General features: G+C 35.4%; 20 protein-coding genes. All 20 read left to right on the plus strand.

Annotated features, from left to right (window positions below):
* Window positions 1-17: 17 nt before the first annotated feature.
* Window positions 18-1,334: a site-specific DNA-methyltransferase gene (locus tag QME45_04280; GenBank protein ID MDI6617882.1), complete on the plus strand. Its 1,317-nt coding sequence runs from the start codon at window positions 18-20 to the stop codon at window positions 1,332-1,334.
* Window positions 1,321-1,680, plus strand: coding sequence for an IS630 transposase-related protein (locus QME45_04285; GenBank protein ID MDI6617883.1), 360 nt, complete (start codon window positions 1,321-1,323; stop codon window positions 1,678-1,680). Before QME45_04280 ends, QME45_04285 begins: the two co-directional genes overlap by 14 nt.
* Window positions 1,680-2,888 carry a PBSX family phage terminase large subunit gene (locus QME45_04290; protein ID MDI6617884.1) on the plus strand — a complete coding sequence of 403 codons (1,209 nt, stop codon included), beginning with the start codon at window positions 1,680-1,682 and terminating at the stop codon, window positions 2,886-2,888. The genes QME45_04285 and QME45_04290 overlap by 1 nt, the downstream gene beginning before the upstream one ends.
* Window positions 2,885-4,327: a phage portal protein gene (locus QME45_04295; protein MDI6617885.1), complete on the plus strand. Its 1,443-nt coding sequence runs from the start codon at window positions 2,885-2,887 to the stop codon at window positions 4,325-4,327. Before QME45_04290 ends, QME45_04295 begins: the two co-directional genes overlap by 4 nt.
* A complete protein-coding gene (locus QME45_04300; protein MDI6617886.1) occupies window positions 4,320-5,297 on the plus strand; it encodes a hypothetical protein in 978 nt (325 codons plus the stop codon). The genes QME45_04295 and QME45_04300 overlap by 8 nt, the downstream gene beginning before the upstream one ends.
* Before the next feature lie 89 nt (window positions 5,298-5,386).
* Entirely contained in the window at window positions 5,387-6,343 is a 957-nt protein-coding gene (locus QME45_04305; GenBank protein ID MDI6617887.1) for a hypothetical protein, read from the plus strand.
* Window positions 6,340-6,606 (plus strand): hypothetical protein, encoded by a 267-nt coding sequence (locus QME45_04310; protein MDI6617888.1) that lies wholly within the window; start codon window positions 6,340-6,342, stop codon window positions 6,604-6,606. Before QME45_04305 ends, QME45_04310 begins: the two co-directional genes overlap by 4 nt.
* Before the next feature lie 106 nt (window positions 6,607-6,712).
* Window positions 6,713-7,006 carry a hypothetical protein gene (locus tag QME45_04315; GenBank protein ID MDI6617889.1) on the plus strand — a complete coding sequence of 98 codons (294 nt, stop codon included), beginning with the start codon at window positions 6,713-6,715 and terminating at the stop codon, window positions 7,004-7,006.
* A 237-nt stretch (window positions 7,007-7,243) separates the two neighbouring features.
* Window positions 7,244-7,807 (plus strand): phage scaffolding protein, encoded by a 564-nt coding sequence (locus QME45_04320; GenBank protein ID MDI6617890.1) that lies wholly within the window; start codon window positions 7,244-7,246, stop codon window positions 7,805-7,807.
* A gap of 18 nt (window positions 7,808-7,825) precedes the next feature.
* Complete coding sequence (locus tag QME45_04325; protein ID MDI6617891.1) at window positions 7,826-8,818, plus strand: phage capsid protein; 993 nt, start codon at window positions 7,826-7,828, stop codon at window positions 8,816-8,818.
* A gap of 64 nt (window positions 8,819-8,882) precedes the next feature.
* Window positions 8,883-9,548 (plus strand): hypothetical protein, encoded by a 666-nt coding sequence (locus tag QME45_04330; protein MDI6617892.1) that lies wholly within the window; start codon window positions 8,883-8,885, stop codon window positions 9,546-9,548.
* A gap of 12 nt (window positions 9,549-9,560) precedes the next feature.
* Window positions 9,561-9,740 carry a hypothetical protein gene (locus QME45_04335; protein ID MDI6617893.1) on the plus strand — a complete coding sequence of 60 codons (180 nt, stop codon included), beginning with the start codon at window positions 9,561-9,563 and terminating at the stop codon, window positions 9,738-9,740.
* Window positions 9,712-9,972 (plus strand): hypothetical protein, encoded by a 261-nt coding sequence (locus QME45_04340; GenBank protein ID MDI6617894.1) that lies wholly within the window; start codon window positions 9,712-9,714, stop codon window positions 9,970-9,972. Before QME45_04335 ends, QME45_04340 begins: the two co-directional genes overlap by 29 nt.
* Window positions 9,969-10,331: a hypothetical protein gene (locus tag QME45_04345; GenBank protein ID MDI6617895.1), complete on the plus strand. Its 363-nt coding sequence runs from the start codon at window positions 9,969-9,971 to the stop codon at window positions 10,329-10,331. The genes QME45_04340 and QME45_04345 overlap by 4 nt, the downstream gene beginning before the upstream one ends.
* The gene (locus QME45_04350; GenBank protein ID MDI6617896.1) at window positions 10,328-10,660 is read left to right on the plus strand and encodes a hypothetical protein; all 333 of its coding nucleotides are present in this window, start codon (window positions 10,328-10,330) and stop codon (window positions 10,658-10,660) included. The genes QME45_04345 and QME45_04350 overlap by 4 nt, the downstream gene beginning before the upstream one ends.
* The gene (locus QME45_04355) at window positions 10,660-11,001 is read left to right on the plus strand and encodes a hypothetical protein (protein MDI6617897.1); all 342 of its coding nucleotides are present in this window, start codon (window positions 10,660-10,662) and stop codon (window positions 10,999-11,001) included. The genes QME45_04350 and QME45_04355 overlap by 1 nt, the downstream gene beginning before the upstream one ends.
* Window positions 11,002-11,014: 13 nt before the next feature.
* A complete protein-coding gene (locus QME45_04360) occupies window positions 11,015-11,557 on the plus strand; it encodes a hypothetical protein (GenBank protein MDI6617898.1) in 543 nt (180 codons plus the stop codon).
* Between the two features lie 32 nt (window positions 11,558-11,589).
* Window positions 11,590-12,021 carry a hypothetical protein gene (locus QME45_04365; GenBank protein MDI6617899.1) on the plus strand — a complete coding sequence of 144 codons (432 nt, stop codon included), beginning with the start codon at window positions 11,590-11,592 and terminating at the stop codon, window positions 12,019-12,021.
* 4 nt (window positions 12,022-12,025) lie between these two features.
* A complete protein-coding gene (locus tag QME45_04370) occupies window positions 12,026-12,193 on the plus strand; it encodes a hypothetical protein (GenBank protein MDI6617900.1) in 168 nt (55 codons plus the stop codon).
* 38 nt (window positions 12,194-12,231) lie between these two features.
* Complete coding sequence (locus QME45_04375) at window positions 12,232-12,801, plus strand: hypothetical protein (protein ID MDI6617901.1); 570 nt, start codon at window positions 12,232-12,234, stop codon at window positions 12,799-12,801.
* The last annotated feature ends 3 nt before the right edge of the window (window positions 12,802-12,804 follow it).

Below are 12,804 nucleotides of genomic sequence, written 5' to 3' on the forward strand. Positions count from 1 at the left end.
GATTTAGGAGATGCACTATGGATATAGAAAAGGTTGACATAAATACAATAAACCCAGCACCATATAACCCGAGAAAAGATTTAAAACCCGGTGACCCAGAGTATGAGAAATTAAAAAAGTCGATATTAAATTTTGGTCTTGTAGACCCACTCGTTATGAATAAGCGGGGGAATGTTTTAATTGGAGGGCATCAAAGGTTAAAAATATTAAAGCAACTCGGATATAAAACAGTTGATGTATCGGTTGTAGATTTGGACCAGAACAAAGAAAAGGCTTTAAATATTGCCCTGAATAAAATACAGGGCGACTGGGATGAAGAAAAACTAAATGAATTAATAAGCGAGCTTGACGATGCAACACTCGAATTGACAGGCTTTGGGGCTAAAGAAATAGAAGAGTTGGCAAATGAATTCATAACTCCGGAGGATATAGATGAAGATGAAGTCCCAGTGATGCCAGAAAACCCGATAACGCAAGCAGGGGATATATGGATATTAGGAGGCCATAAATTAATTTGCGCAGATGCGACAGATGCCGAAACATATAAAGGCATAGAAAATATAGACTTATGCATTACGGACCCGCCATATAATGTGGACTATGTAGGCAAAACAAAAGACCAATTAAAAATAGATAATGATAAAATGGCAGGCACAGAGTATGAAGAATTTTTATGCACAGCATTTAAGAATATATATAATGTGTTAAGACCGGGCAGGCCAATATATATATTCCATGCTTCAATGGAAATGGTACATGCCGGGCAAGCATTTACTGCAGCAGGATTTAAAATGGCCCAAATATTAATATGGGTAAAAAACAATATAACGTTAGGCAGGCAAGACTATAAATGGAAACATGAACCCATTATATATGGCTGGAAAGAAGGGGCAAGCCATATATGGTATGGCGGATTTGACAAGCCGACTGTAATTGAGGATGACCCGGACTTTAGCAAAATGAGCAAAAGCGAAATAATCCATTATATAAGGGAAATGGAAAATACAGGCAATACAACGGTTATATATGAAGATAAGCCGATGAGGAGTACAGAGCATCCAACGATGAAACCCGTAAAACTTATAGGAAGGTTGATTTGTAATTCAAGCATGAAGGGCAATGTAATATTGGACACGTTCGCTGGCAGCGGAAGCACAATGATAGCGGCAGAGCAATTACACAGGAAAACAATTAATATTGAAATGGATCCAAGATACTGCGATGTAATAGTAAAGCGATTTAAGCAATTAAAAAATGACGACAGCCAAATATATTTAATAAGAGGCGAGAAAAAGTTAAGCGGCAAAGAGGTGTTTAACAATGCGACGACCTAAGCTAAATAGCGATATTGTAGAAAAGGTATATAAGTATGTTGCAGCAGGGAATTATATAGAAACCGTATGCCAGTACCTCAACATAAGTAAGCAGACATACTACAATTGGTTGAAAAAAGGGGAGAAGGCCCATAGCGGGCTGTATTTTGACTTTGTAGACGCAATAAAAAGGGCAGAGGCAGAGGCCGAAATGCGAAATGTAACATTAATTCAAAAGGCGGGCAGTACAACATGGCAGGCAGCGGCGTGGTACTTAGAGCGGAAGCATCCGGATAAATGGGGAAAGCGTGAACAAATGGACCTAACCCATTCCGGCGGGATAGAAATAAAGGTGGACTGGAAATAATGGTAATACACCCAGGGATGAACGAAGCATATAGGCCAATAGTAAGCGATAACCGACGGTTTAAGGTAATATACGGAGGCGCAGGAAGCGGCAAAAGCGTATTTGTTGCGCAATGGTTTGTATTAATGTGCATAGGAGAGGCAGGACATAGCTTTTTATGCGTTCGTAAAGTTGCAAGGACCCTGCGGTTTTCTGTGTTCCTATTAATCAGGAATGTTATAGGGGACATGGGATTAACGGATTATTTTGAAGTGAATAAAAGCGATATGACGATTACTTGTTTAGCAAACAGTAACCGTTTTTTATTTTTAGGATTAGACGATGTAGAAAAGTTAAAATCGATAGTTGGCATAACGGATATATGGATAGAAGAAGCAAGCGAAGTATCAAAAGAAGATTTTGAGCAAATTAACCTGAGGTTAAGAGGGATAACAAAGGTAAATAAACAAATAGTGCTAACATTTAACCCGATAATAAATACGCACTGGCTAAAGGCATATTTCTTTGACATAAAAAAGGACAATACAACAATATTAAAGACAACCTACAAGGATAATAAATTCCTTGATGATGAATATATAGCAGAATTGCAGGACCTAAAGAATAAAGATAAATACTTCTACCAAGTATATGCACTTGGCGAATGGGGACAGTTAGGCAACCGAATATATACGAATTATATAGTTGAGGATATCCCGACGGATGAAAACGGGTATAGTGCAATTTACTATGGGCTTGATTTTGGTTATAACGACCCATCGGCATTATGCAAAGTAGGTGTAAAAGACGATGAATTATATATATTAGATGAATTATACCAAACACATTTGGATAATTCACAACTTATAGATATATGCAAAGAGAAAATAACAAGAGATAAATGGATAATAGCCGATAGTGCGGAGCCTGCAAGAATACAAGAATTTAAAAAGGCAGGGTTTAAAATAAGACCATGTACTAAAGGCAAAGATAGTGTGCGGTTTGGTATTGATTTTGTAAAGCGCCATAAGATGCATATACATCCGTCTTGTATAAATTTTATTAATGAAATCCAATCATACAAATACAGAGAGGACAAAGATGGGAATGTATTAGATGAACCAGTGGACTTTAACAACCATTTATTAGATGCGTTAAGGTATGCGACAGAATTAATGAGAATGGAGAGAAGGAAAAGAAACTATTCAGGGAAGGGAGCGAGACAATGATTGATTATTCGCAACTATTAAAAGCCGATTTGCAAGGCCTTTTTATAGACCAATTGGAGCGTATAAACAAAATTAATAGATGGTATGATATCTATGATGGCAAGCAGGAATGGGAAACAAAGAGCGGTCTTGATTATGTGCCGACAAAAAAAATTACAAACAAAATAAAGGAATTAATCGACAAAAGGGCTCGCTTTATGTTTGGAAAAGAGATATATTTTAACATAAAACCAAAAGTGGCGGATGCAAAGGGAAGCACAGCAAATGCGGATAATGCGCAATTAAAAGAGGACGTTCTCTATAAAATATTAGATGCGAATAAATTCAATAGCAAATTACTAAAAGCATATAAAGATTATAGTATTGGCGGTAAGATCGCAATAAAGCTATGGGCGCAAAAAGAAATAGGATTAAAAATTATATTTTGCCCAGCGCAGGAATTTATTCCATTCTATGATATTGATGATATAGATAATTTGTATAAAGTTATATTTGTATATATGATACAAGACGCTATATTACCTAAAGAGCAAATCATTAAGAAACAAACATGGGAAATGATTAATGGTAAATGTATTCTTAATGAAGGTACTTATGACGGCACGGGCGCAGTAATAGAAACACCGTTCCAAGATTATAATACAGGATTAGATTTTATCCCGGTAATAATCATACAGAATGGCGGATTAACAGGCGAGACGGAAGGACGTTCAGACGTAGATTTATTATGGAGCAACCAAGATGCTTATAATAGATTGACGTCTGATGATATAGATGCACTTAGATTCCAGATGTTTGGGCAGAATGTCATAACGGATGCAAGCGAGGATTCAATTAAAAATATTGAAATAGCTCCAGGTGCAATGATAGATTTGCAAACAGACGCTGTTATGGATGGGAAACAGGCGACGGTGAGCAGATTGGAAAGTAGCTTTGGCTATAATGATAAGTACCAAGATACGGTGAATAGAATTAAAAATGATATGTATGATGCAATGTCAGTACCTAATATAGGGCTGGAGCAATTAAAAGGGCTTATGCAATCAGGTAAGAGCATGAAGGCGTTATATTGGGATATTATATCTGCATGCGAGGAAAGCTGGGGGGAATGGGGACCGGCATTAAATCAAATGGTAGATTATATCTTCAAAATGGTAGATGTATATAACCTTTATAACGCAAGAGATATCGTTAAATTTGATACTACTATGACAATAGAACATACATATCCGATACCGGAGGATGAAGCGGATCAGCAAAGGCTTGATTTGGAGAAAGTTGCTGCACAAGTTATGAGCAAAAAATCCTTCATAAAGAAATGGCAGGATGTGACAGACGTTGATGCAGAACTTGAGCAAATAATAACGGAAAGTGGCATGACGCAGGATAATTTCGTCCAGGCAGCAGCTAACGAATTAGGCGGCGGTACAAATGAATGACTATGAGTCATTAGTTATGGCAGCACGGAACAAAATGTTAAAGTTAACAATTGAGCAGCAAAAAGAGATAGCGAAAATTTACGAGGACTCCATAAAGGAATTAAGCGATAAGGCAGCAGCAGCAAAGGATAAATCATTAACGCAAAGATGGTATATGGACTATGCAAAAAACTTACAGAATGCAAGAGATAAACTTAATATATCACTAAGCGGAAAAATAAAAAATGCCATAAGACAAACAGGGAACTATGCAGTAGAGCCAGATGCGCAGATATTGAAAAATGCTTTTTATAAAATTGGTATAGATGTTGGCCCGCACTTCACAGATATGTTCTCGCAAGTGCCAGAAAATGTGTTGACTATCATGGAAAATGGAGATATATATAAAGATGATAAGGGGTTGAGCAATAGGATATGGAATATATCCAATGAGTATAAGCAAAATATTGATTATGTTATTAAAAAGGCTATTACAGAGCAAAAATCAGCATATGAATTAGCAAAAGACCTTGAGACATTTGTTAAACCGACGGCGCAAAGACCATGGAGCTGGGGAAATGTATATCCGAATATGCGGAATAAACAAATAGATTATAATGCTCAGAGGTTGGCAAGGACAAGTATTACTCATGGATTTAGGGAAGCACAGAATAAATCAGCAGAGATAAACCCATTTATTGAAGCCATGCACTGGGAGTTGTCATCACAGCATTACGAGAGACAAATCAAAAACTGGGGAGAAGATATATGTGATGAATATGCAAGACATGACGAAGGATTCGGGAAAGGCAATTTTAGGAAAGGTGAAGTGCCGGTTGGACACCCACAATGTTTATGCGTTACATATGCAATAATACCGCAGACGTATGATGAAATGGCAGATGAGTTAAGAGATTGGGCAGACGGTGAGAGTGATGATAAGCTTGATGAATGGTATAATAGATATAAGACATATTTGCAGACAATATAATTGATATTGACAAAGTTACGAAAAATGCAATTAATGAACGAATAAAATATTCATTTGACAGCAAAGGGAACTTTGATTATGCAAAGCATATGAGTTATATAAATACTTTAACAGATGCTGAACAGAGATATAATTATGTCATAGAAGTAAGCGATAAATTAATAGGAGATATGGTTAATGAGAATGTAGTAAATAATGCATTAGGCAAAATAGAATACAAAATAGAAGGAGACAGAATATCGGTTTTACCCAAAGATAGGCCTATTCATTTGGGAATAAATGAAGAGATATTGAAATACGTTAAACAATTTAATAATGCAAAAACAATTGGAGAACAAAGTGCGGCAGCGGATGGCTTAGCGGGTTTATATGAGACCATAAAAGACCCAATGTATAAAATACATGCATTAAGAGTATCGAATTTAATGGAAGATGAAATATACAATGGGATGATAAAAGGCAGGAAATTAGCATTTGCCAATTTTAAATTAGCAGAGTTTAACTTGACAGATGCGCAGAAAAAGAACTTAACAATTATCCCACCATATAAAATTAGAGCAAAAGCGTTAAATAATGCCTTAAATGAAGCAAACCAATGGCTGAATAAATATATAAATGGAAGGGATACACCGGTAAGAGGGATTAAATTAAATGTGTTATCAAAGGGCAGCAGAGCTTATGAGTCAGGAATATCTGATATTTACCTTCCAACGGATACAAGGACTAAAGATGCTATCCATGAATGTGGGCATGTCATACATGACGCAAATGTCGATATTAATGGATTTGTAAGGGTGTTTTTCAAAAAAAGGACGCAAGGAGAGAATTTAGAAAGAATATATGTAGGTAAAGATGAATTCGGATATAGGGATAAATTTTTTAACCACTATGTCGGGAAAGTATATGACTGGGAGAAAAACAATCCTAAAGGGACGGAAGTAGTAAGCATGGGATTGGCTGAAATGTTTGATGATCCAATTAGTTTTTATTTTTACGACAAAGAACATTTTAAGTTGATATATGCGATAATGGAGGGGATATATTGATAAAAGGCACAATTGATGGTTATAATTTTGAAATTGACTCTGGGAAAGTAATAAGTGATGATAAAGAATATAAGGCACTAATCGAGGAATTAAAAGGTATAGTTTTTAACCCAATAACCTATGAAACATATATGGCTAACATTAATAATGATATGGATGCATATTTACTTTTATGTGACCTTAAAAATAGGGTGAATATGGATATAAAAATCAATAAGGAAACAATTCCTATTTGGGATAATGAAGTAAATAAAACATACTAAACGCTGAAAGGCGTTTTTTTATTGGGAGAGCAAATATAAAAATATCCGGGAAAACTTCAATGGTCCGGCGATTGTCCTAAAAGTTATTGATTAAGGTGGTGCTATCGTGAACATACCAGATAAAATTAAGATAGGCTTTAAGGATTATGAAGTACAAAAGGTCAAAGGCAATGTAATAGATGATAAAGATATATGCTATGGAGTAATACATTATGATGATTGCTTTATAGAAATATCGACTATCTATAGTGACGACACACAAAAATGTGCTCTTATGCATGAGGTTATCCATGGTATTGATGATATTTTTGATATAGGGCTGGAGGAAAAACAGGTACAACAGCTGGCAAAAGGGTTATATGAAGTAATCAAAGATAACCCCGGTATTTTTAAAGAGTGAAGGAGGTGGTCCTGTCTAAGGAAGGCTAATCCCCTGCCAACCCTAAAAAAATAATTTGTCAATTATTTCGGTAAAGGCATGTAAAATCGTCAACCATAAGGCATAATTATATGTCTTATTTTTATGCCCTGGCACGGTTTAAAACTACCCGACGCGGTTTTAAAAGTTCCGTACAAAAACGCAAGCTATTGGTGGAGCCGACCACTATAAAAAGGTTAAATAGGGAGGAATAATATAATGGATTTAAAAGAATTATTAGGAGAAGAATTATACAATCAGTTAATGGCAAAATTGGGTGATAAAAAAATAGCAATAGTAAGTGATGGGAATTGGATACCAAAAGAAAAATTTGATACTACAAATGAGGAAAAGAAGCAATATAAACAGCAGGTAGAGAGCTTAAATAAGCAACTTGGAGAATTACAAAAAACCGTCAAGGATAACGAGGAAGCTGCAAATACTATAGAAGCACTAAAAAAGCAAATCACAGATAAGGAAACCGAATTGAATAATACAAGAAAGTTAAGTGCTATAAAACTTGAGGTATTGAAAGCTAATCCTAACGATGTAACGGATATTTTACCGCACTTAAAACAAGATGCAATCAATATTGCAGACGATGGTAAAATAACAGGGCTTGAAGAACAAATAAAGGGATTAAAAGAGAGTAAACCTTATTTGTTTAAAGAAGTACAGCCGACGGGCACAGGAGGAAGTTTGGGGAATGGTAGCAAAGGTAAAATACCACAACCGGCAGCAAGTTTAAAAGATGCTTTATCACAATTTTATAATAAAAAATAATAGGAGGAATGATTTAATATGCCAGTAACATTAGCGCAGGCAAAGGTAGGAATGGCGAATAAGGTAGACCAGCAGGTTATAGACGAATTTAGGAGGAGTTCATTATTATTAGACCAGTTAACATTTGATGATGCAGTTTCACCAGGGACAGGCGGAAGTACCTTGACTTATGGATATGTAAGATTAAAGACACCGGCAAAAGCAGGATTTAGGGATATAAATAATGAATATACTCCACAGGTGGCAGATAGGGAACCGCATACTGCTAATTTAAAGATTTTTGGCGGAGCATTTGATATTGATAGGGTAATTGCCGAAACAGCAGGAGCAGTAGATGAGGTTAATTTCCAGTTGCAGGAGAAAATAAAGGCTGCAAGCAATTTATTCCATTATACGGTTATAAATGGTGATAGTGCAGTAGACTCAAAAGCGTTTGACGGGCTTAATAAGGCTTTGACAGGAAGCTCTACAGAAATTGGCACGGCAACTTCTATAGACTTAAGCACAAGTGATAAACTTGACACAAATTACAAAGCATTTTTAGATGCACTTGATGATTTCCTTGCAGAGCTTGATGGCAGACCTTCATTTTTAGCAGGAAATTCAAAACTCATGACAAAAATAAAAGCTGTTGCGAGAAGGTCTGGTTATTTGACACCATCTGAGGATTCATTTGGGAGAAAAGTTGATACTTATGATGGAATTCCTTTATTAGACCTTGGCTATTATGTCGACGATTCAGGTCAGACAGTACCGACAGTACCAATTATTGATACACGTAAACCAGATGGCACCACTGTAGTAACAGGTCTTACCGATTTATATGCTATAAGACTTGGACTTGATGGTTTCCATGCTGCGACAGTTACAGGGAATAGAGTTATTAGAACATATTTACCTGATTTTACACAGCCTGGAGCAATAAAGAAAGGCGAAGTTGAGATGATTGCAGCTGTAGTCTTAAAATCGACAAGAGCGGCAGGAGTTCTTCGCAATATAAAAGTTAAATAGCAGAATGTAATCCAGTTGCTTTAGTAAATTAACCATGATATAATTATCTTAAGGAGGTTGTACCATGGTTAAAGCATTGGATTTAACAGGAGAAAAATTCAACAGGCTCACAGTAATTAAAAGGGTTAAAAATGACAAATGGGGTAGTGCTAGATGGCTATGCGAATGTGAATGTGGCAATGAAGCTATCGTAAGAACTAATGATTTAAGACGCGGACATACAAAATCTTGTGGGTGCTACAATATGGAGAAAGTAATAGAAAGATGTCCTGATACAAGTAGGCACATGCAATCTAACACAAAATTATATGCTTCGTGGGTATCAATGAAAGATAGATGCTACAATAAAAATAATAAAAGTTACCTTGATTATGGTGGAAGAGGAATAAAAATCTGTGATGAATGGCTTATACCTGATAATTTTTTCAATTGGGCTTTAAATAATGGTTATTCGGAAGAGTTGACAATTGACAGGGTAAATGTAAATGGTAATTATGAGCCAAATAACTGCAGATGGATATCTATGAAAAGGCAAATAAGGAATAGAAGGAATACTTTAAAAGTTGAATATCAAGGTAAATTTATTACGCTAGGAGAACTATCTGAAAAAACAAATATTCCTTATGCAACATTACATTGGAGATATAAACAAGGATTTTCTACTGATAGATTAGTAGAACCTGTTAATCCCCATAAGAAATATGAAAAGAGAAACATTAAAGTTAAATAGGGGGTACTATATATGGCTAAAATATATGCACCTAATGAAGAATATACCGGCTATTCGGCCGGTATATTCTTTAATAATGGGATTGGATATACAGACAATAAATGGCTTATAGAATGGTTTAAAGAACAGGGTTATACAATTAAGAAAGTAGAGGCGGTTAAAAATGTCAGACCTCGAAAATCTAAAAAATAATTTGCTTGAAGATAAATTCCCATATTTTACAGATATAGATTTGCAAAACTTATTAACTCAATTCAATACAGTGCAAGAAGCGAGTTACCAAGGGTGCCTTATAAAAGCGCAAGACGATAGCGTTAAGTTGGGACCTATTAATACAGCCTCAAACGAAAAATTCTGGGTTAGAAGGGCTAAACTATTCAGGACAAATATGACAGGTAATATGAAAAGAGCTGATGATGCTTGATAAATATTGAAAGAATAAAAAATCAAGTTCAAAGAGCTATCGATACTTTGCCAGTACAAATAAATCTCAAGAGATTGCATGTAATTGATGATGGCTATGGCGGTAAGATAACGAGTGAGATAAATGTTGCCACGTTTAACGGTTTTTTGGAAGATAATGCATTAAATCCGGCAATAACCATAAATGATGCAGGTACGATACAAACTATGAGGAATATAAATTTAACTGCGGTAATAAATGAGGGTTATACTATAGAAACGGGAGATTATTTTACAGTAAATGGGACTAAATATATAGTTCAATATATATCTAATCAATATAATATATTCTGGTTATGCAATTTAGAGGTAGAAAAATGAACGATATAAAAGGGAATATTGATTTGAATGGAGCAGCAAACAAAATAAAAGCAGCATTAAAATTATATGCTGATACTGCGGCAAAAAAACTTGAAGCCGAAGCAAAGAGTAACGCACCATGGACAGACAGAACAGGCCACGCAAGGCAAGGATTAAATGGTTCTTCGGGATGGGACGCAAACAAATTGAAAGTGGTATTAAGTGGTGGCATGGAATATAGCGTATACCTTGAGCTGGCGCATGAAAAGAAATATGCAATATTAGAGCCAACAATTCAAAAGAATGCAAAAGCGATATTAGAAGGATATCAAAAGTTGGTGAAAGATTAATGTGGCAGATTATATATGATAAGTTAAAATCATGGGATTTAAATCCATATGCGCCCGGGCAACATGAAGGACTATGTGAAAATAATTATTGCGTTATAAGAGAAGAAGAGCAATCGGGAATGATCGGTACGAATAAGGTTGGCTATAGATTAGTAGACTTTATTTTATTTGTACCGATTGCAAGCTATATTCAGGTTGAGCCCTATATAAACAGCATAAAGGCGGCAATGAAGGAATTACCGCAGTTAAAAAAGACAGGAAATGAAACACCTGTTATTGTAGATGATGAAATACAGGCCTATACAACATCAATTGAATATCAAATTTTAAAGAAATTATAATGGAGGTAATATTATGTCTGACATAACAGAATTTGCACTTGCAAATATTGCAAGAGTGGATATTACAACGGAAGAAACTACGCCGGTAAACTATACACTTATAAATGTAGCAAGTGAAGCAGATATCAAAGCGTATATTAGTGCCGGTGAAGAAAAATCATTAAGGGTTAAAAATGTCATTAAGGCTCAGAATAATACAGAAGATATTGTTATGGGTTATGATATTACATTAACGAGTGTAACTGCTCAGCCGGAATTGTTGGCGCTTATTGATGGCGGTATATGGGAAACAGCAACGAAAACTTATACTGCACCAGTTGTTGGGGTACCAGTCGAAAGAAAGAAATTTATACTTAAAATTTATACGGAAGATAAGGATATAAATGGCGATATAAAGGGATATGTAGAATTTGACTATTTACATTGTTCAGGAAAACCAGTCAATTATAATATTAAAGATGGAGACTTTTTCAGTGAGCAATTGGAGGCAAAATCAAGACCGGCAAGTGGTGAATCACCGGTAACATTTAAATATTTGACCGAACTCCCGGCATAATCACCGGGAGTCTTTATTTTGGAGGGATAATAATGGGAACTATTACTGAGCAATGGCATGGAAAAGCCATAAAGATAATTACAATACCGGGATTTGAATCTAATGAAACTATGACAGTAAAATTAAAAAGGCCTAACCTGCCGCAGATGGCAGCTCAAGGCAAAATACCTAATCCTTTATTGAGTGCTATAATGGACCGTATTCCAGGGGTACCCAAGGATCATAAAAGTAAGGATGATACACCTGCATTAACGAAAAGCGGCCAAGTACTTGAATTTTATTGTAAGGCTTCTATGGTAGAGCCTACTTATGAAGAAGTTCAGGATATTATAACAGATGACCAGATGTATGCAATAATGGATTGGTGCCTTACGGGGGTAGTACAGCTAAATTCCTTTCGTACAGACAAGGCGAATGGCACAAGTAATAATGATGGCAGAGCATTACCAGAAAAGGCCAAGTGAAATAATGGATATTGATGATCCTTATATAGCTTTCTGTTTTGATGAAGTAGCTTTTTTATTGCTAAATTATGCAACTGATGATAAAGGCCAGATAAATTGGAACAGGATCAGGTGGAAGGGCGAAAAGCAAAATAGCAATCAGGAATTCATCGACTTTATAAAAGATAAGTAGTAAAATATTGGTATAAATATAAGGGAGATGAATTAATCTTGAGTAAAAAATCAATTATTATAACGATTCTTATTGCATTTTTTACTTTTATTGCAGGATATTTTGTTGGTGATGCATCAGCAATAAGAAGAGTAAATAAAGCAATAGATAGTGTATCTGGTAAGGTACAAGATACAGAAGATAAGCCGGCATCAACACCATCAGAATTGTCTAAGGAAGTAAAAACTTATAACATTGGTGATATAATTAATATCAATAATCAATACACTGTTACTATTAATAAAGCATTTTTAACAAAAGACAGGAATGAATTTTCAGATCAAAAGGCATCAAAGGTTGCTGTGATTGAATATACTTATAAAAATTTGAACTGTGATAAGGGTATAGGGATATTCGATACGGATTTCAAAGTATATGATGAAAAGGGTAACGTACTTGAGACATATCCGGCAGGAGCAGAAAAGAATCCTCAGCAAATAGCAAAGGGGAAACAATGCACTGCTGAAATGGCATATGGATTCAATGAAGGCAATAAATTAGAACTCGATTTCTATGATAATATATTTAGTGGCAATTCCAGTGCAAAAATTATAGTTGATGTTAAGTAAAAA

The organism is Clostridiales bacterium, from assembly GCA_030016385.1.
Classification (GTDB): domain Bacteria; phylum Bacillota; class Clostridia; order Clostridiales; family Oxobacteraceae; genus JASEJN01.